Raw genomic sequence first — 18,421 nt, forward strand, 5'->3', positions numbered from 1 at the left:
TATTTTTCTCCCCTTTATTATTACTATTTTTACATTTTAAAACAAGCGAATGATTTACGTAGATCCGAAAACTTTAGCCCGTGTAAACCAATGGCTCACCCCTTTTTTCGACCAGCAAACACAACACAATATAAAGGAAATGATTGCCAACGACCCAGAGGAGTTGGAAGACAGCTTTTATAAAAACCTGGAATTCGGAACCGGTGGGATGCGAGGTATTATGGGCCTTGGCGACAACCGAATTAACAAATATACCTTGGGCAAAAACACGCAAGGGCTTTCAAATTACCTAAAAAAACAGTTTCCAAATCAAGCGATTAATGTGGCCATTGCATACGATTGTAGGCACAATAGCAAAGAATTTGCAAAAGTGGTGGCCGATGTATTTTCGGCAAACGGAATTACCGTTTTTCTATTTTCAGAATTACGGCCTACGCCAGAACTTTCCTTTGCAGTAAAACATTTAAATTGTAAAGCCGGAATTGTTTTAACAGCATCGCACAACCCGCCCGAATACAACGGTTATAAAGTTTATTGGGAAGATGGTGGCCAGCTTGTACCACCACAGGATGCCGAAATAATTGCCGAAATAAATTCGCTGAATTACGAAGGCATAAACTTTGAAGCAAACGAAAAATTAATTCAATATATAGCTGCTGAAGTTGATGAAGCATTCGCAAAAGCTTCGGTGAAAAACGGAACTTTTAATACTTCTCCAGAAGCAAAAGATAATTTAAAAATTGTTTTCACTTCCCTCCATGGCACTTCAATTACAATAATTCCAAAGGTTTTGGAACAAGCTGGCTATAAAAATGTTTCCATTGTTGAAGAACAAGCAGAGCCTAATGGAGATTTTCCAACGGTAAAATTGCCCAATCCCGAAGAACCCGCAGCTTTAAAAATGGCTTTGGAACTTGCCGAAAATGAAAATGCAGATATTGTAGTTGGCACCGATCCCGATTGCGATCGTTTAGGCGTGGCCGTACGTAACGATAAAAATGAAATGGTGCTCCTAAATGGAAACCAAACCATGGTTTTAATGACGCACTTTCTTTTAGAGCAATGGCAAAAAGCTGGAAAATTAAGTGGCAATCAATTTGTGGCATCCACCATAGTTTCAACGCCAATGGTTGCGAAAGTCGCCAATCATTTCAATGTAAAATATATTGAGGGACTTACAGGTTTTAAATGGATTGCCAAGATGATCAAAGATTTTCCCGAGCTTGAATTTATTGGTGGCGGCGAAGAAAGTTTCGGGTATTTAGTGGGAGATTTTGTCCGTGATAAAGATGCTGTTACCGCTACCCTACTGGCTTGTGAGATTGCAGCACAGAAAAAACACGCCGGTAGGAGTATGTACCAGTATTTAAATGAAATTTACAACAGGTACGGCAATTACCGCGAGCATTTAATTTCAATTACAAAAAAGGGAAAACAGGGCGCCGAAGAAATTTCAGCAATGATGAAAAGTCTTCGCGAGAATCCGTTTACCGAAATTGCCGGCAGCAAAGTGATACGAATGGACGATATTTTAAAAGGTGAAACCACAGATTTTTTACAACAAGAAACTTTGTTACTAAACCTGCCAAAAAGCAACGTGTTAATCTATTATACCGAAGATGGTAGCAAAATTGCAGCGAGACCCAGCGGTACCGAGCCAAAAATAAAGTTCTACATTAGCGTAAACACTTCCGAAAAGGATAATTTTGAAGCAATACTTCAGAAAAAAATAGACGCTATTGCCGCACAACTAAATGTGAATTAATGAATTATTTCAAAAAAATACTGCGCTACGTTCTTCCCTATAAAAGGTATGCGTATTTAAACATATTTTTTAATATTCTGTACGCCCTATTTAGCACGCTTTCCTTTTTAGCATTAATTCCTGTACTGCAAGTTATTTTTAGCGACCAGCGCGAAGTTGGCGCAAAGCCAGTATATGAAAGTATTACCGAATTAACCACATTTATTCAAGATTCGCTAAACTATCATTTAGTGAATTACATAAACAAATATGGCGACTTTAAGGTTCTTCTTTTTATGATTGGCCTAATTGTGGCAATATTTCTACTTAAAAATTTAAGCAATTATCTCGCAATGTACTATTCCACTTTTTTACGGAATGGTGTTTTAAGAGATTTGCGAAATGATTTGTACGGCAAAGTAATTATATTTCCACTGGCGTTTTATTCTGAAAAAAGAAAAGGCGATACTATTTCGCGCTTAAGTGGCGATGTGGACGAAGTAAAAAACTCGGTACTTTCAGTTTTGGAAATGATTGTTCGCGAACCGTTAACAATTATTTTTTCACTGGCAACCATGCTTTTTATAAGTCCGAAATTAACACTCTTTGTGTTTCTATTTCTACCAATTTCGGGCTTTCTTATTTCCAAAGTGGGAAAATCGTTAAAGCGAGGATCTTTAAAAGTACAACAGGAACAAGGTGTATTTCTCTCTATTTTGGAAGAAACTATGGGCGGACTTCGAATTATAAAAGCCTTTCACGCAGAAAATTTATTTCAGAAAAAGTTTGAAGATAGTAACCAACGGTTTTATAAATATTCCAACAAAGTTATGAATAGGCAGAACCTCGCTTCTCCCTTAAGCGAGTTGCTAGGCATTATAACTATTGGCATTCTTCTTATTTATGGTGGATATCTGGTTTTTGTAGATCGCACTTTAGACGCCAGTTTCTTTCTGGGTTACATTATGCTCGCGTACAACATACTAACTCCTGCGAAAGCGATTGCCAAAGCGAGCTATTCGGTGAAACGAGCCGATGGATCTGCCCAGCGTATTTTGGAATTATTGGAAGCCGAAAACACAATAACCGATATTAAAAACCCAATTGAAAAGGAAGGTTTTGAAGGAGTAATTTCTATTAAAAACGTTTCGTTTAAATACGAAGATCAGTACGTTTTAAAGGATTTTTCACTCGAAATTCCAAAGGGAAAAACCGTGGCACTTGTGGGGCAATCGGGCAGTGGAAAGAGTACAATTGCCAATTTACTCACCCGTTTTTACGACGTAAACCAAGGAAGCATTGAAATTGATGGAGTTGATATCAAAAATATTTCAAAGAAATCGCTTCGCGGATTAATGGGCATTGTATCGCAGGACTCTATTCTTTTCAACGATACTGTGGGCAATAATTTAAAATTGGGGAAACCATTAGCCACCAATCCCGAATTGATGGAAGCTGCCGAAATAAGCAACAGTTACGAGTTTATAAAAGAGCTGCCCGAAGGTTTTGAAACTAATATTGGTGACAGCGGCAATAAACTAAGTGGTGGCCAAAAACAACGGTTGAGCATTGCCAGAGCTGTTTTGAAAAATCCGCCAATTATGATTTTAGATGAAGCAACTTCAGCATTAGACACCGAAAGCGAACGTTTGGTACAGGATGCTTTAGAAAAAATGATGCAAAACCGAACTTCCATCGTAATTGCGCACCGACTCTCCACAATTCAAAACGCCGATAAAATTGTAGTACTCTCCAAAGGAAAAATTGTAGAACAGGGCAAGCACCAAGAACTTTTGGAGCTTAAAGGCGTTTATTACAGTTTGGTTGAAATGCAATCATTAGCATAGCCCAACAATCAATTTATTACGCAACGCATCCAATTTTGGCAGTTTTACGCGTAAATAGTGCAGTGCCAATAAAAAAGCTGTACTAAATTAAACTTTTCCATTTATCTTTAGTCATAATAGCAATTACACACAAGTGGTTGAAGAGCAAGAACTGGTAACGGCACTACAGACCGAAGCGGAAAAAGAAACCGCTTTTCGGGAACTTGTGTCGCAGTATAAAGAACGGCTCTATTGGCAAATTAGGAATATTGTTTTGGACCATGACGATGCAGACGATGTGCTTCAAAATACGTTTATTAAAATATTTAGGAATATAAATTCCTTTAAGGGCGAAAGCAAATTACATACATGGATGTATAGAATTGCTGCCAATGAATCTATTTCGTTTATCAACAAAAAAGCAAAACGCAACAATGTTTCCATTGAAAAGGTGAAAAACGATGCGCTGCGAAATTTAGAAAGCGACGTACATTTTGAAGGTGATGAAATTCAATTGCAGTTTCAAAAAGCCATTGCAACGCTTCCGGAGCGACAACGATTAATATTTACAATGAAATATTTTGAAGATCACACTTTTGAAGAACTTTCAGAAATATTGGAAACTACTTCGGGAGGGCTAAAAAGCAGTTATCACATCGCAGTAAAAAAGATTACGGAATATATAAAAGGGAATGAAATTTAAAAAAGGGAAGGCGAAAATTTAAGGTGAAGAAAAAGAAAAACATATCGAATTTTAAAGTGCCCGAAGAATATTTTGAAACTTTCGAGGAGCGACTTTTTAGTAGAATTTCGAAAGAAAAATTTCCAAAGACTTCAGGATTTAAGGCTCCCAAAGAATATTTTGAAAATTTTGACGATCGCATTTTGGCAGCGGTAACCACTTCTGAAAGGCCCATAAAGCACATTCAACTTATTCCTAAAAAATACTTTGGCTATGCTGCGGCAATTGCGGCTTGCCTGCTCATTGCCTTTACAGTTTTTACAAACACAAACAGCCCGGCTAATCTGGATGCGCTACAATTGGCGGCCATTGACGCTTATATTGCCGAAGGAAATTTAAACCTTGACCTATATGACCTAACCACCTATATAGAAGACAATGATATTACCGATATAGATTTTGAAACGGAACAATTTTCAGAAGGCGCTTTGGAAGAATATCTATTGAATAATTTAGATGCAGCAACTATAATTAACGAACCATGAAAAATGTAATTATTTTATTTTTTATTTTGGCGAGCACCGTACAGGCACAAGACGGAAAACACGAAAAAATAAAAGCTTTAAAAACGGCTTATATTACCGAAGCTCTGGCCCTTACCCCTACCGAGGCCGAAAAATTTTGGCCAATTTATAATAGCTATCACGAAAAATTTCACGCGCTACGTGTAAAAGAACGCACTGAAATTTTCGGAAAATTGCGCAATGGTTTGGGTGCCTTAACAGATGCTGAAGCCAATGAACTAATAGACAAAAATCTGGCTATTGAAGCTAGTGAATTAGAGTTGAGAAAACAAATGACGGCCGAATTGCGAAAGGTAATTTCACCTAAAAAAATAATTTCCCTCAAAAAAGCAGAAGACGATTTTAAACGTGAACTTTTTGAACGGTACAAACAAGGACACGGAAGACGAAAACAATAAAAAAAGCCCCAAAATTAATGGGGCTTTTAAATGTATATAATAAATTACCAAATTACATGGCTCCCCACTCTCTCAACGATTTTTCGTTTAAAGCAACATAATCTTTGTTTCCTTCAGCTTTTGCCAGATTTAGAGATTTTTTAGCCGCTTCAATAGCTCCTTTTTTATCACCAGCCTTTGCGTAAATTAAAGACTTTTGGCGCAGTTGCCAGAATTTTGGATCCTTGTTCATATCAATAGACTTATCAATCCAAGTTTTGGCTTGGTTAATGTCTTTTCCCGCTTCTAAATAATATACCGCTGCGGCGTAATAATCCATTGCCGAAGGGCCATTCATAACACGCTGAATATTTGTAGTTACAGTTTTATCTGTATTAAATTTAATAGGTACACCAACATAGGTTTTCTCCCAAAGAATTCCGAGAGTGGCTTCATCATTCTTTAAATTATCAAAAGACATTGTGAAGGTTTCAACATCTATTGGAAACGGATACGCTTGCGCAGTGGCTTTTGCCGCAACTTTATCTTCTTCCCACGTTCCTGGATTTCCCCAATTGTTGGTGTCACTGTAAAAATATACTTCCCAATTAGCAGCACCCGGCTTGGTATAGATTGCATACGACCCTGCTTTTAAGGTTTTTCCACCAACTTCTACATCATCGCTAAAGGTAATTTTTGTATTTGCATTTGCACCGGTGCGCCAAATAGCATTGTAAGGCACCAACTCTCCAAAAATTGTCCTACCCTTCATAGACGGTCTGGAGTATTCTAAAGTAACGTCTGTTAAACCTACTTTTTGTTCAATTTTCTGAAATGGACTGGGTTGTGGCGTTTGTATTTGTGCTTGTATGCCAACCGAAAACATAAAAGCCGTAAGGAGAAAAATAATTTTTTTCATCGTAGTGATATTAAAGTGTTTATATTGTTCGCGAAGTTACCATTTGCAAAATTTTTAAAGGTTAAGAAAACCTTAAAATACTATAAAGTTATAGTTTACTCCCCCTCCTAAAAGCTAGGCTGTAGAAACGATTACGCAGAATTGTTAATATTTTGTTTAATCTTTTATAAGTTTAATAAAACAAAGTACATTTAGAAAAAAATAAATTATGTTGAAGTACCTAAAAAAAATATTGAAACCAAACATCCGTCGTAGCACGATTAAAACTAATACCTATAGGTTATTGCGCATGAACGAGAAGTTAACATTCTATAGAGATAAATAAAGTTTATGAAAATTTATACGCTTCACGCGAAACAAAAATTACCCATAACTTTAAAAGAAGGTTGGAATTTTCTCTCAAACCCTAAAAACCTAAAAGTAATAACGCCAGAATATATGGGTTTTAACATCCAGTCTGGCGCTGATAGGGAGATGTATCCTGGCCAAATTATTGAATACATAGTTACGCCTATCTTAGGAATTAAAACACGCTGGGTTACCGAAATTACACATTCCGTTGAAAACGAGTATTTTGTAGATGAACAGCGTTTTGGTCCCTATGCGCTTTGGCACCACAAACATTTTATAAAGGAAATTGAGGGCGGCATTGAGATGGAAGACCTGCTGCATTACAAATTACCGTTCGGATTTATCGGACAACTCGTGCATCCTTACCTGGTAAAACCAAAACTTGAAGAAATTTTTGAATTCCGAAAAAACAAATTGACAGCGCTTTTCGGGAACTTCTAATTTCACCTAAAAAAATATATGCAAAAAAACATACTCTTAATTGGCGGATCTTATGGAATTGGTGCTGCCCTAGCCCAATTATTAAAACGCGACCACAATGTGTTTGTCGCCTCCCGTACCAAGGGAGAAGTTTCGGAAGGCATTACGCATCTTACTTTTGATGCATTGCACGATAATATTTTGGACCTTAGTTTACCTGAAAAAATTCACGGATTTGCATATTTTCCCGGAAGCATCAATCTAAAACCTTTTAAAATGATGAAACCCGAAACCTTTGTAGCCGATATGGAACTAAATTTTCATGCGCTGGTACAGGTGGTTCACGGTATTTTACCAAAATTGAAACAAGCCGAGCAGGCAAATTTGGTGTTTTTTAGTACCGTTGCCGTAAAAGTAGGAATGCCTTTTCACACCAGTGTGGCTGCCGCGAAGGGAGCTATTGAAGGTTTTGCCAAGGCGCTTGCCGCAGAACACGCACCAAATTTTAGGGTGAATGTAATTGCTCCCTCGCTCACAGATACTTCGTTAGCTTCAAAATTATTAAACAACGATTCAAATAAAGAAAAAATGGCCGAACGCCATCCGTTAAAAAAAGTTGGCACGGCGGAGGATATTGCGGCAATGGCGTCCTTTCTATTAAGCGACCAATCGCAATGGATTACAGGGCAAGTACTTGGTGTAGACGGCGGGCTTTCAACACTAAACAACAACTAACTATTGGCTGATAAAGTAAATATATTTTGGTTCCGAAGAGATCTGCGACTGGATGACAACGTAGGTTTTTACAAAGCGCTACACGGCAAATTTCCAGTACTTCCCATTTTTATTTTTGACACTGAAATTTTAAACGAGCTTCCAAAAGGCGACGCACGGGTTTCCTTTATATTTACAACGCTTCAAAATATGCGCGATAAACTGCAAACGCACGGAAGCAGTCTTGCAATGTATCACGGAAATCCGATGGCGATTTTTAAAAAAATTATTTCAGCATATAACGTACAAAATGTAATAACCAATCACGATTACGAGCCTTACGCCACTAAACGCGACACTTCAATAAAGCAATTTCTCAAAGAAAATGAAATAGGTTTTTACAGTTATAAAGACCAGGTAATTTTTGAAAAAGACGAAGTGGTGAAAGCCGATGGCACCCCCTATATAGTATATACTCCCTACATGAAAACATGGAAGGAAAAGTTTAAAAAAGACTATGACGAAAAAATATATTATACGAATGAATTTCTAACAAATCTGTACCAGCATTCCCGTTTGCCAAATCTGTCGTTAGGTGATATTAATTTTAAAAAGTCGAAAATAGAAATTCCCGAATACAATGTAACACCCACAACCATTCAGGAATATGAAAAATTAAGAAATTATCCTGCAGAGGATGCTACGTCGCATCTCGGTCCACATCTTCGTTTTGGAACCGTAAGCATTCGAAAAATGATGAAGAAGGCAACTTCAGAAAAAAATGAAATATTTTGGCAGGAACTTATTTGGCGCGAATTTTTTATGCAAATTCTTTGGCATTTTCCTGAAACAGTTGAAAATGCTTTCAAAAAAAAGTACGACCGTATTGAATGGCGAAATAACGAAACCGAATTTAAAAAATGGAAGGATGGTAAAACAGGATATCCTTTAGTAGACGCCGGAATGCGCCAATTAAATACTACGGGGTATATGCACAATCGCGTGCGGATGCTGGTTGCCAGTTTTTTGTGTAAACACCTGTTAATAGATTGGCGATGGGGCGAAGCGTATTTTGCCGAAAAGTTACTGGATTATGAAATGGCCAGTAATGTAGGAAATTGGCAGTGGGCTGCTGGAAGTGGCGTAGATGCAGCGCTATATTTTAGAATTTTTAACCCAACCACACAAATTGAAAAATTTGATAAAGACCACAAATACATAAAAAAATATGTGCCAGAATTTAAAGAGGGGTCGTATCTCGATGAAATCGTAGCACATAAAGAGGCTCGCGAACGTTGTTTGCAGGTTTATAAAGCCGCGCTTTCGTAGTGGTAAATAGCACTTCTATTTTAAAATTGTTAAAAAAAAGGTAAAGAGATTGTATCTTTATGCCATTCAGCACAATTTTGCTACTCTTGCACAGTTAAGTAAAGCAATACACCAAACCCAAGAATAACATGAAGAAGATTTTATTAGTGTTCCTTCCACTCTTTCTATTTGCGTTAAATGGCGCTGCTCAGGATTCTATTCAAATTCGTAAAAATACATTGGAGGAACAAATGACCGATGCTTTCGATAAAAGCAACAGTTATCAAGAATATAAGGTTATTAAAAAAACGCAACTGGCGCGACTGAAAAAAAATATTTTAGATAGCGTTTCTGCTTTAGAACAAAATATAAAAAGTCAAGAAAGTGAATTAATGCAGCAGAATAGCGAGATAGACTCACTTCGCGCAGATTTAAAGAATACGCAACAAAATCTGAATATTTCAAAAGAAAAAGAAGACGGTATTGCTGTATTTGGTATTCACACTTCAAAAGCTACGTACAACTCGGTAATGTGGGGAATAATCTTAATACTGTTTTTAGTTAGTGCATTTTTGTTCTACAGATTTTTAAACAGTCACAAAATCACCAAGGAAGCGCAATTAAAGATGGCTGAAATGGAAATTGAACTCGAAGATTACCGTAGAAATAGTTTAGAGCGCGAGCAAAAACTGCGCAGAAAACTACAAGACGAGATAAATAAAAATCGTAAAATATAATCTATTTTAGGGCTCTGTTCGGGTTATTTTAGCTCCTATTGCACGGAGTCTGCCATCAATATTTTCGTATCCGCGATCAATCTGTTCAATGTTATGAATAGTACTAACACCCTCTGCGGAGAGTGCGGCAATTAAAAGTGAAATTCCAGCCCGAATATCTGGTGAAACCATTGTTGTAGCCTTTAAATTAGACTGGAAATTATGCCCAATAACCGTTGCGCGATGCGGATCACAAAGAATAATTTTCGCGCCCATATCTATTAATTTATCTACAAAAAACAAACGGCTTTCAAACATTTTTTGATGTATAAGTACACTTCCTTTTGCCTGTGTACATATTACGAGTACTATACTCAATAAATCTGGCGTAAATCCGGGCCAAGGAGCATCGGCTACTGTAAGTATAGAGCCATCTATATAACCCTGTATTTCGTATTCATTTTGAGCAGGGATGTGAATATCGTCTCCCTTTTTTTCGAGTTTAATACCTAGTTTTCTAAATGTTTCGGGAATTAAGCCCAAGTTGTCCCAACTCACATTTTTAATGGTTATCTCGCTTTTAGTCATTGCGGCAAGCCCTATCCAACTGCCAATTTCAATCATATCTGGTAAAATACGGTGCGTGCATCCTCCGAGTTTTTCAACACCTTCAATAATTAAAAGGTTTGAGCTAACCCCTGAAATTTTAGCACCCATAGCGTTCAGCATTTTACAGAGTTGCTGAATGTACGGTTCGCAGGCTGCATTGTAAATTGTAGTGGTGCCTTTTGCTAAAACAGCCGCCATAACTATATTAGCTGTTCCCGTTACCGAGGCCTGATCCAGTAGCATATACGTTCCCGTTAATCCATTGGGAGCTTCTACGCCGTAAAATCGTTCTTCTCTGTTATAGCGGAATTTAGCACCCAGTTTTATAAATCCTTCAAAGTGGGTGTCTAGCCTTCTTCTTCCTATTTTATCGCCTCCCGGACGTGGAATATATCCCTTGTTAAATCTAGCTAATAGCGGGCCTACAATCATAATTGAACCCCGGAGCGAACTTCCCTCTTGTTTAAAAAGTTCGGATTCTAGATACTCCAAATTAATTTCATCGGCAATAAAAGCATATTTGCCTTTGGCTAATTTTTGGATTTTTACACCGAGATTCTCTAAGATTTTTATGAGTTTATTTACATCAAGAATATCAGGAATATTCTCAATTACTACTTTTTCTGGTGTTAATAATACTGCACATAAAATTTGTAAGGCTTCATTTTTGGCACCCTGGGGCGTGATTTCGCCCTTTAGTTTATGCCCGCCTTCTATTTGGAAAGTTCCCATAAATAACGGTTAATATTTTAATGACGCTTACGGTTGCGATTGGAAGATTTATAACTTTTTTTAGAAGAATTGTTCGTATTAAAACGTTTCTTATTTTTCAGTAAATTTGAAGCGTCGCTCAAGTCTTCATCACTATTCTTTAAATTTATTTTTCCGTTTGAAAGCTCAAAAAGATGTGCAAAAATTACATCGTCTTCAACGGTATCTTTGTTCCAGTTTAAGAAACACTTTTTCATATGGTTGGCGATGGTAAGAATAAGACCTTCTTTTTTATCGCCTTCTTCCCAGCTGCTGGCCACATCTATCATTCGTTTTATATTGTTTCCGTAAAAACGATATTTAGGATGGTTTTGAGGATATTCCATAGGCTCCGGACGTTCCATTAATTCTTCGCGTGAAGGAATGGGGTACGGCGAATCTACATCTAATTTAAAATCTGAAATTATAAAAAGTTGATCCCAAAGCATTGGTTGAAAATCGGGAACGTCTCGAAGATGGGGGTTTAGGTTTCCCATCACCGCAATTATGCCTTTGGCAATTTTATTTCGCTCTTCTTTATTTTCTATGGCTATGGCGTGATCTACCATTTTTTGGATATGCCGTCCGTATTCTGGTATAATTAACTTTGGGCGTTCTGTATTATACTCTATTTGGGCTACTTCTTGTATCAAAATGTTTTTATTAAGGAAAGAATATTAAGGTATTGGGAAAGATTGAAAAATCATTTCACTCGCAAAATACTAAAAATTATAGTGAAATAACGCCTTCAACCGCGGAAACTTCAAGATATTTCTTTATAACTTCATCTGGAGATTGCATTGTTACTTTTATCGAAACACTGGTATAGGTTCCTTTTGAAGAATCGCGTGTACTGATAGCAGCATTGGTTCCATCAAAAATTTTTTCAATTTCTGCTATTTTTCCCAGCTCAGCAGGAACTATAAATTTGAAGAGATAAGGGGCGGGCCAAGTGGTGTCTTCTTCCAATTGTTTTTTTAGCCGCTCGTAAAATTCGGTAGTGTTTTTGTTTTGCTCCATTCAATAATTATACTCGGTTTGCTACAAAGATACAGTTTCGCCTCAAATATTTATTTACTTACTTTGCATAAAATTTAAACTTTTGAAAACAAAGAAAATCGTATTAACCGGCGGACCAGGTTCGGGAAAAACAACCCTAATAAAATTTTTGGAAAAGGAAGGTTACAAGGTTATGCACGAAATTTCGAGAGACGTAACGTTAGAAGCCCAAAGACAAGGAATTGCTCAATTATTTTTGGAAAACCCAATTCTCTTTAGTGAAATGTTGCTGGAAGGTAGATTGAAACAATTTCAGGAAGGATGTTCAATTAATTCGCCCATAGTTTTTTACGATCGTGGCATGCCAGACGTTACGGCCTATATGGATTTTGTAAAAGTGCATTATCCCATCAATTTTTCTGAAATATGCAATAAAAATAGGTACGATCACGTATTTGTTCTTCCTCCTTGGAAAGATATTTACGAACAAGATAACGAGCGCTACGAATCTTTTGAGCAGGCCGAGAAATTATTTCACTTCTTAAAAGAAGGATACCTAAAATATGGGTATACACCTCACGAAGTGCCGGTAGGTTCACTAGAAGAACGGGCAGAGTTTATTTTATCGCAGTTTTAATATTTACATTGGTTGTAAATAAACGGCTTTAAAACAGTTTACATTATTTATAGCAACCTGCTATCTTTACAATTATAAGGCATAAACCCAATAATTTAAGACGCATTTGACAGACGTCCACGACATATTAACCAAATATTGGGGGTACACTTCCTTTAAAGCGATGCAGGAAGAAATAATTGCGTCCGTACTAAATGGTAAAGATACTGTGGCACTTTTACCAACTGGAGGAGGAAAATCGCTTTGTTTTCAAGTGCCCGCCCTGGCAATGGAAGGCATTTGTATTGTAGTTTCTCCATTGGTAGCGCTCATGGGCGACCAAGTAAACGCGTTAAAAGAACGCGGCATAAAGGCATTAAAACTTACTGGCGGTATTAATTTTAACGAGTTAAATACCTTGCTGGACAATGCGCTTTACGGTAACTACAAATTTTTATACCTCTCGCCCGAACGGTTACAGCAGGAAATAGTTCAAAATTACATCAAGCAAATGCGGGTTAACTCTATCGCTGTAGATGAAGCCCATTGTATTTCGCAGTGGGGAAACGATTTTAGACCGTCTTATAAAAACATTACGATTCTTCGCGAAATACATCCGCTGGCTCCTATTATTGCGCTAACGGCCACTGCAACCCCCGAAGTACTGGAAGACACCATTTCTGAATTAAAAATGGAACTTCCTGAAATTTTTAAAAATTCCTTTGTTCGTGAAAATCTGTCGTATCAAGTTTTTAAAGAAGAAGATAAGCTCTATAAAACCGAGCTACTGTTAAAAACAAATACTGGCGCCGCAATTGTGTATGTAAGAAGCAGAAAAAGCACCGTAGAAATTAGCGCACAACTCAATAGTTTAGGCATTTCAGCAACTTTTTATCACGGTGGGATTTCTGCCAAGGAAAAAGCACAGAAATTACATGATTGGAGCCAAGGCATATATAGTACAATGGTTGCCACTAATGCCTTTGGCATGGGCATAGACCATCCCAATGTTCGGTTTGTAATACATCTGCAAATTCCAGATAGCTTAGAGAGTTATTTTCAAGAAGCTGGACGAGCAGGGCGCGATGGGCAGTACGCTTCAGCAGTGCTTTTGTATAATGAATACGATAAACAACAGGTAAAAAATCAGTTTGTAGAATCGTTGCCAACTACTTCAGATTTAAAAAAAATTTATCGCAAACTTCACAATTATTTTCAAATTTCTTATGGCGAAGGTGAGTTCACAAAGCACAATTTTAGTTTTTCTGAATTTTGTAAAACCTATAGCCTAAACACCTTGCTCACATACAACGCATTAAACAGTTTAGACAGGCTGGCTATTATTCAACTCTCACAAGAATTTGGGCGAAAATCTACGTTACAATTCGTCATTTCTTCAGAAAAAGTATTAGATTATTTTGAAAAAGACACTACTGCTTCTGTTATCGGAAAAACGATTCTAAGAATTTACGGCGGAATTTTTGAAATGCCAACCACCATAAATTTAGATTTAATAGTTGCCAAAACCGGACAAACCATTAACACTGTAATTGCGGTTCTCAAAAAAATGGAACGCGACCAGGTGGTTATAATGACTCTCCAAATAACCGATGCTACCCTAACATTTCTGGTTCCGCGCGAGGACGATAAAACCATTAATGTAATTTCGCGAGATGTGGCTACAATAAACCGTAAAAAAACTGCGCAAGTAAATTCGGTTTTGCACTATATTGAAAATACCAAAACGTGCCGAAGTGTACAATTGGTTTCTTATTTTGGCGAAACTACCGCCCCTAAATGTGGTATATGTTCAGTTTGTCGCGGGCAGAATACGAACCTAATAAAAAGCGACATACATAAACTCGCCGCGCAAATACTTGCTCTTCTTGAAGAAGATGAATTAACTTCGCGTGAGCTCACAGAAAAACTTACTTTCGCCGAAGCCGATGTACTTAAAGTTATCCGCCTTTTACTGAAAGCCGAAAAAATTAAAATCAATCCACGAAATCAATATTATCTAAACTGAAGTAATGCATAACGAATTAAAAATAGTTTTTATGGGAACCCCCGATTTTGCCGTTGGGGTTTTAAGAAAAATGGTTGAAACGGGCCAGCATATTGTCGGTGTAATTACAGCCCCAGACAGACCGGCCGGTCGTGGCAGAAAACTAATGGCCTCGGCTGTAAAGGAATATGCACTTTCGGAAAATTTACCAATTTTACAGCCCACGAATTTAAAAGACGAGTTGTTTTTAAAAGAACTAAAAGCGTTAAACGCCAACCTTCAAGTTGTGGTCGCTTTTAGAATGCTTCCCAAAGTAGTCTGGCAAATGCCGGCATTGGGCACCTTTAACCTTCACGCTTCATTATTACCGCATTACCGGGGGGCCGCTCCAATAAATTGGGCCATAATTAATAAGGAAGAAAAAACGGGAGTTACAACCTTTTTTATTGATGAGAAAATTGATACCGGATCTATCATTGCAAATAAAGAAGTTTTAATTGAAGAAAAGGAAACTGCACAGACGCTTCACGATAAACTAATGAATTTAGGTGGCGACTTGGTTTTAGAGACAATACATTTAATAGAAAAAGGCGAAGCAAATCCTAAACCACAACCCCAAAGCAACAATTTAAAAGAAGCACCAAAACTCACACCTGAAAACACACGAATTGATTGGTCAGAACCAGGAATAAATATAGATGCCTTTATTAGAGGCCTCTCTCCCTATCCTGTGGCTTGGACTATACTCCTTAATAATAAGGAAGAGTTAAAAACCAAAATTTATGCAGCGCATTTTGAAAAAGCAAATCATAATTTTAAGATAGGCAGCGTACAGACCACTAAAAAAGAACTAAAAGTAGCGTGTTTAGACGGTTACATTTTAATTGAAGAAATACAACTTCCCGGAAAACGCAAAATGGAAGTATCTGCACTTTTAAATGGGTATTCTATAGACGAGCATTGCAAACTATTGTAAACCCTTACCACTACTGATTTGATTAAAATTGCAAAAAAACCACGCATCTTTATTAACAAACGGTCTAAGTTATTAACAAAAATAATGATTTCCTGCGTGGTTACTTGCCTGAACGGATATTCCTTTTAAATTTGTAGAGCAATTAATCGAAGTTTAACCAACAATTTAATTTAAAAAAATTATGAACAAATCAGATTTAATCGATGCAATGGCAGCTGATGCCGGAATTACAAAAGCTGCCGCTAAGAAATCCTTAGAGTCTTTCTTAGGCAACGTTCAAAAATCTCTTAAAAAAGGAGACAGAGTATCATTAGTAGGTTTCGGATCATGGTCAGTATCAAAAAGAGCTGCCAGAGAAGGAAGAAATCCTCAAACTGGTAAAACCATTAAGATTGCTGCTAAAAAAGTAGTTAAATTTAAAGCTGGATCAGATTTACAAAATAGCGTAAACTAATTGTAAGATATTTTACAAAATTTTAAGTCCTTCTTTTCATTTATTTGAAAAGAAGGATTTTTTTATACAACTGATATTGAGCAAATTGTAAATTCGCATTATTTTATCACTTTTATTCAATAAAATATAATTTAAACAACTAATTAACATTTTTTTGGTATTTTTAATTTTATTCGTTAGTTTTATTATACTGAAAAAACTTTATGACGACTTTAAAACCAGCCAAAGGCCTCCTATTAGTTGCAGAACCTTCAATAATTGGAGATGTTTCCTTTAATCGTTCGGTGGTTCTTTTAGCAGAATACACAGAAAGCGGATCTGTTGGGTTTATTCTCAATAAACCATTGCAATATAAACTACGTGACTTTGTACCGGAAATAAATTCAAAGTTACCCGTATTTAATGGTGGCCCCGTTGAGCAGGACAATCTTTATTTTATTCATTGTATTCCTGAAATTATTCCCGATAGTATTGAAATCTCTAATGGCATTTACTGGGGTGGCGATTTTAGCGCAATCGTAGATTTACTTAAAGAAGACAAGTTGAAAAAAGAGCAAATACGCTTTTTTTTAGGTTATTCCGGATGGGAAAGCGAACAACTGGAGCAGGAATTAGAAGTAAACAGTTGGGTGGTGGTACCGAATAATTACAACAATGAAATTATTGGCAAAACCAATATAAATTTTTGGAAAGAAAAAATGATTGAGTTCGGTGGCGACTATTTACTTTGGTCGAACGCACCCGAAAACCCTAACTTTAATTAACCCATTCTTGCCGTTAAGCTCACCCTTGGCAATAACGCTTTTGCAGTAGTATTTACAAATTCCTTTTTTCTATATTTGGTTACGGGCACGATTCCTTGAATAGCGTTTGTAATAAATATTTCATCTGCCTTTTGTAATTCAAAGGGCGAAATAGATGTTTCTTCAATAGAAAATTGTGGCAACTTCTTTAAAATTGCGATAAGTTGCTTTCTTAAAATACCGTTTAAACATCCGTCCGATAGCGGCGGCGTTTTAATATATTGGCCGGATACCAAAAATAAATTTCCGTTTAAGGCTTCAACAACCTGCTTGTTTTCATTGAGCAACAAACAGTTTTCAAAATCATTTTCTGCTGCATAAATACTTCCCAAAATATTTATGAGCCTATTGTTTGTTTTTAATGTTGAAAGCAATCCTGTAGCGATAAAATGATCTTTAAAAAGTTCTATTTCGTAATTTGCTTCGTTTAAAACATAGCACGGTGCATCCAGTTTTTCGCACGAAATTGAATATGACACATCGTTCGTTTTTGGCGTGTATTTTCCACCGGTGTTTCGCCAGACAAGCAGCTTAATCCGAAAACTAGTATTCTCAGATTGTGTATTTATAGTTTTTAATATTTCATCTTCTAGAAATTCCATGGTAAAACTCATAGGAATCTCCATCCGTAACATACGCATGGAGGCCATTAGCCTAAAGTAATGATCTTCCCAAAAATAAATTTTACCACCAGAAAACCGCAAGGTTTCAAAAACTGCATCGCCGTAATTTAAACCTCGATTATCTACCGGTACGATTGCTTGGTTATCTGCTACTAGCCTGCCATTTAAATTTACCATAAAAAAACCGTCCATTTTTATTAGGACGGTGCAAAGGTATTATAATTTAAAGGGAATTTAAACCGACCCCAATATAGATTTTAGATTGGAAACCATATTTTCCCAAAGCATTTTCCCTTCCTCTATTTCGTCCTCTTCGGCATAATCTGTAATCATTAACGAAACGTCTTTGGTAATTTCATCTACTTGTATACGAAGTTCAAAGTAAAAATCATCACCTTCGTCTTCAACCCACCTAAACTTAATGCGTTCCGGACTCTTTTTACTGAGTAATTTTGCGCGTTCCTCGCTTCCAGACCAGATAAAGGTATAGAACTCGCCGCGAGAATTTACGTTATCTGCATACCATTCAGAAAGGCCCGAGGGCGTTGAAATATATTGGTATAAAAGAGAAGGGGAAACCTGAATAGGAAATTCCATTTCGTATTTAATTTTATCTTCCATAGCATTTTGTTAGTTGATGCCCAATATATAGATATTAATCCTAACCTCAAATTAAAGATTGAAATTTTTCGTTGAAATACATCTTTAAGAAAATTAAATAATAATGATAAAAATAGAAACTTAAATTTGCCACACATAATTTTGTTTTTATCTTTGCACCCGCTTAGGCAAAGCCGAGGCATAAAATGGCGAGGTAGCTCAGCTGGTTAGAGCGTCGGATTCATAACCCGGAGGCCTCGGGTTCAAGTCCCGATCTCGCTACAGTAAAATCCCCAAAGATAAATTCTTCGGGGATTTTTTTATGAAAGAATCTTCTTTTCCCGC

The 18,421-nt window shown here is 36.9% G+C and carries 20 protein-coding genes and 1 tRNA gene; 15 read left to right on the forward strand and 6 right to left on the reverse strand.

Annotated elements, in window-relative coordinates; translation table 11 throughout:
* Positions 1-49 precede the first annotated feature (49 nt).
* The 5 genes from QCQ61_RS14855 (at position 50) to QCQ61_RS14875 (ending at position 5,234) form a co-directional block, all read left to right on the forward strand.
* The gene (locus QCQ61_RS14855; protein WP_279448439.1) at positions 50-1,765 is read left to right on the forward strand and encodes a phospho-sugar mutase; all 1,716 of its coding nucleotides are present in this window, start codon (positions 50-52) and stop codon (positions 1,763-1,765) included.
* The gene (locus QCQ61_RS14860) at positions 1,765-3,591 is read left to right on the forward strand and encodes an ABC transporter ATP-binding protein (RefSeq protein ID WP_279448440.1); all 1,827 of its coding nucleotides are present in this window, start codon (positions 1,765-1,767) and stop codon (positions 3,589-3,591) included. Before QCQ61_RS14855 ends, QCQ61_RS14860 begins: the two co-directional genes overlap by 1 nt.
* Positions 3,592-3,724: 133 nt before the next feature.
* Positions 3,725-4,273 (forward strand): RNA polymerase sigma factor, encoded by a 549-nt coding sequence (locus QCQ61_RS14865; RefSeq protein ID WP_279448442.1) that lies wholly within the window; start codon positions 3,725-3,727, stop codon positions 4,271-4,273.
* A gap of 23 nt (positions 4,274-4,296) precedes the next feature.
* The gene (locus tag QCQ61_RS14870) at positions 4,297-4,797 is read left to right on the forward strand and encodes a hypothetical protein (RefSeq protein WP_279448444.1); all 501 of its coding nucleotides are present in this window, start codon (positions 4,297-4,299) and stop codon (positions 4,795-4,797) included.
* A complete protein-coding gene (locus QCQ61_RS14875) occupies positions 4,794-5,234 on the forward strand; it encodes a hypothetical protein (protein ID WP_279448445.1) in 441 nt (146 codons plus the stop codon). The genes QCQ61_RS14870 and QCQ61_RS14875 overlap by 4 nt, the downstream gene beginning before the upstream one ends.
* A 52-nt stretch (positions 5,235-5,286) precedes the next feature.
* On the opposite strand, the gene QCQ61_RS14880 is transcribed toward QCQ61_RS14875, so the two are convergent.
* Positions 5,287-6,132 (reverse strand): DUF2911 domain-containing protein, encoded by an 846-nt coding sequence (locus QCQ61_RS14880; protein ID WP_279448448.1) that lies wholly within the window; start codon positions 6,130-6,132, stop codon positions 5,287-5,289.
* A 330-nt stretch (positions 6,133-6,462) separates the two neighbouring features.
* On the opposite strand from QCQ61_RS14880, the gene QCQ61_RS14885 reads away from it, so the two are divergent.
* From QCQ61_RS14885 to QCQ61_RS14900, 4 genes are all read left to right on the forward strand, one after another.
* Positions 6,463-6,924 (forward strand): SRPBCC family protein, encoded by a 462-nt coding sequence (locus tag QCQ61_RS14885; protein ID WP_279448450.1) that lies wholly within the window; start codon positions 6,463-6,465, stop codon positions 6,922-6,924.
* A gap of 18 nt (positions 6,925-6,942) precedes the next feature.
* Positions 6,943-7,638: an SDR family NAD(P)-dependent oxidoreductase gene (locus QCQ61_RS14890; RefSeq protein ID WP_279448451.1), complete on the forward strand. Its 696-nt coding sequence runs from the start codon at positions 6,943-6,945 to the stop codon at positions 7,636-7,638.
* A gap of 3 nt (positions 7,639-7,641) precedes the next feature.
* Positions 7,642-8,946: a cryptochrome/photolyase family protein gene (locus QCQ61_RS14895; protein ID WP_279448452.1), complete on the forward strand. Its 1,305-nt coding sequence runs from the start codon at positions 7,642-7,644 to the stop codon at positions 8,944-8,946.
* Positions 8,947-9,074: 128 nt separating this feature from the next.
* Positions 9,075-9,662, forward strand: a complete 588-nt coding sequence (locus QCQ61_RS14900) for a hypothetical protein (protein ID WP_279448454.1) — start codon at positions 9,075-9,077, stop codon at positions 9,660-9,662.
* Positions 9,663-9,668: 6 nt separating this feature from the next.
* Here QCQ61_RS14900 and murA read toward each other — a convergent pair whose 3' ends face one another.
* From murA to QCQ61_RS14915, 3 genes are all read right to left on the reverse strand, one after another.
* A complete protein-coding gene (gene murA / locus QCQ61_RS14905; protein ID WP_279448456.1) occupies positions 9,669-10,982 on the reverse strand; it encodes a UDP-N-acetylglucosamine 1-carboxyvinyltransferase in 1,314 nt (437 codons plus the stop codon).
* A gap of 17 nt (positions 10,983-10,999) precedes the next feature.
* Entirely contained in the window at positions 11,000-11,653 is a 654-nt protein-coding gene (locus QCQ61_RS14910; RefSeq protein ID WP_279448458.1) for a DUF4290 domain-containing protein, read from the reverse strand.
* 76 nt (positions 11,654-11,729) lie between these two features.
* Positions 11,730-12,020, reverse strand: a complete 291-nt coding sequence (locus QCQ61_RS14915) for a DUF493 family protein (RefSeq protein ID WP_279448461.1) — start codon at positions 12,018-12,020, stop codon at positions 11,730-11,732.
* A gap of 82 nt (positions 12,021-12,102) precedes the next feature.
* Between QCQ61_RS14915 and QCQ61_RS14920 the strand changes: the two genes are divergently transcribed.
* The 5 genes from QCQ61_RS14920 (at position 12,103) to QCQ61_RS14940 (ending at position 16,814) form a co-directional block, all read left to right on the forward strand.
* Complete coding sequence (locus QCQ61_RS14920) at positions 12,103-12,636, forward strand: AAA family ATPase (protein ID WP_342687557.1); 534 nt, start codon at positions 12,103-12,105, stop codon at positions 12,634-12,636.
* A gap of 106 nt (positions 12,637-12,742) precedes the next feature.
* Positions 12,743-14,641, forward strand: a complete 1,899-nt coding sequence (locus QCQ61_RS14925) for a RecQ family ATP-dependent DNA helicase (protein WP_279448462.1) — start codon at positions 12,743-12,745, stop codon at positions 14,639-14,641.
* Positions 14,642-14,645: 4 nt separating this feature from the next.
* The gene (gene fmt, locus QCQ61_RS14930; RefSeq protein ID WP_279448464.1) at positions 14,646-15,596 is read left to right on the forward strand and encodes a methionyl-tRNA formyltransferase; all 951 of its coding nucleotides are present in this window, start codon (positions 14,646-14,648) and stop codon (positions 15,594-15,596) included.
* Positions 15,597-15,777: 181 nt separating this feature from the next.
* Entirely contained in the window at positions 15,778-16,050 is a 273-nt protein-coding gene (locus QCQ61_RS14935; protein ID WP_279448466.1) for an HU family DNA-binding protein, read from the forward strand.
* 203 nt (positions 16,051-16,253) lie between these two features.
* Positions 16,254-16,814 carry a YqgE/AlgH family protein gene (locus tag QCQ61_RS14940; protein WP_279448467.1) on the forward strand — a complete coding sequence of 187 codons (561 nt, stop codon included), beginning with the start codon at positions 16,254-16,256 and terminating at the stop codon, positions 16,812-16,814.
* Here QCQ61_RS14940 and QCQ61_RS14945 read toward each other — a convergent pair.
* Together QCQ61_RS14945 and QCQ61_RS14950 are read right to left on the reverse strand one after the other, a co-directional pair.
* Positions 16,811-17,653, reverse strand: coding sequence for an aminotransferase class IV (locus QCQ61_RS14945; protein ID WP_279448469.1), 843 nt, complete (start codon positions 17,651-17,653; stop codon positions 16,811-16,813). The genes QCQ61_RS14940 and QCQ61_RS14945 overlap by 4 nt on opposite strands.
* Before the next feature lie 57 nt (positions 17,654-17,710).
* On the reverse strand, positions 17,711-18,097 hold the full coding sequence (locus QCQ61_RS14950; protein WP_279448471.1) for an START-like domain-containing protein: 387 nt from the start codon (positions 18,095-18,097) through the stop codon (positions 17,711-17,713).
* A 187-nt stretch (positions 18,098-18,284) separates the two neighbouring features.
* On the opposite strand from QCQ61_RS14950, the gene QCQ61_RS14955 reads away from it, so the two are divergent.
* Positions 18,285-18,358, forward strand: a tRNA-Met gene (locus tag QCQ61_RS14955).
* Positions 18,359-18,421 lie beyond the last annotated feature (63 nt).

It is taken from the genome of Aequorivita marisscotiae (genome assembly GCF_029814825.1).
In the GTDB taxonomy this organism is placed as follows: Bacteria; Bacteroidota; Bacteroidia; order Flavobacteriales; family Flavobacteriaceae; genus Aequorivita; species Aequorivita marisscotiae.

What these genes read in the sequence shown, in the direction of transcription:
- QCQ61_RS14855 (WP_279448439.1), top strand. Translation starts at nt 50, where the DNA reads ATGATTTACGTAGATCCGAAAACTTTAGCCCGTGTAAACCAATGGCTC.
- QCQ61_RS14860 (WP_279448440.1), top strand. Translation starts at nt 1,765, where the DNA reads ATGAATTATTTCAAAAAAATACTGCGCTACGTTCTTCCCTATAAAAGG.
- QCQ61_RS14875 (WP_279448445.1), top strand. Translation starts at nt 4,794, where the DNA reads ATGAAAAATGTAATTATTTTATTTTTTATTTTGGCGAGCACCGTACAG.
- QCQ61_RS14880 (WP_279448448.1), bottom strand. Translation starts at nt 6,132, where the DNA reads ATGAAAAAAATTATTTTTCTCCTTACGGCTTTTATGTTTTCGGTTGGC.
- QCQ61_RS14885 (WP_279448450.1), top strand. Translation starts at nt 6,463, where the DNA reads ATGAAAATTTATACGCTTCACGCGAAACAAAAATTACCCATAACTTTA.
- QCQ61_RS14890 (WP_279448451.1), top strand. Translation starts at nt 6,943, where the DNA reads ATGCAAAAAAACATACTCTTAATTGGCGGATCTTATGGAATTGGTGCT.
- QCQ61_RS14900 (WP_279448454.1), top strand. Translation starts at nt 9,075, where the DNA reads ATGAAGAAGATTTTATTAGTGTTCCTTCCACTCTTTCTATTTGCGTTA.
- murA (WP_279448456.1), bottom strand. Translation starts at nt 10,982, where the DNA reads ATGGGAACTTTCCAAATAGAAGGCGGGCATAAACTAAAGGGCGAAATC.
- QCQ61_RS14915 (WP_279448461.1), bottom strand. Translation starts at nt 12,020, where the DNA reads ATGGAGCAAAACAAAAACACTACCGAATTTTACGAGCGGCTAAAAAAA.
- fmt (WP_279448464.1), top strand. Translation starts at nt 14,646, where the DNA reads ATGCATAACGAATTAAAAATAGTTTTTATGGGAACCCCCGATTTTGCC.
- QCQ61_RS14935 (WP_279448466.1), top strand. Translation starts at nt 15,778, where the DNA reads ATGAACAAATCAGATTTAATCGATGCAATGGCAGCTGATGCCGGAATT.
- QCQ61_RS14940 (WP_279448467.1), top strand. Translation starts at nt 16,254, where the DNA reads ATGACGACTTTAAAACCAGCCAAAGGCCTCCTATTAGTTGCAGAACCT.
- QCQ61_RS14945 (WP_279448469.1), bottom strand. Translation starts at nt 17,653, where the DNA reads ATGGTAAATTTAAATGGCAGGCTAGTAGCAGATAACCAAGCAATCGTA.
- QCQ61_RS14950 (WP_279448471.1), bottom strand. Translation starts at nt 18,097, where the DNA reads ATGGAAGATAAAATTAAATACGAAATGGAATTTCCTATTCAGGTTTCC.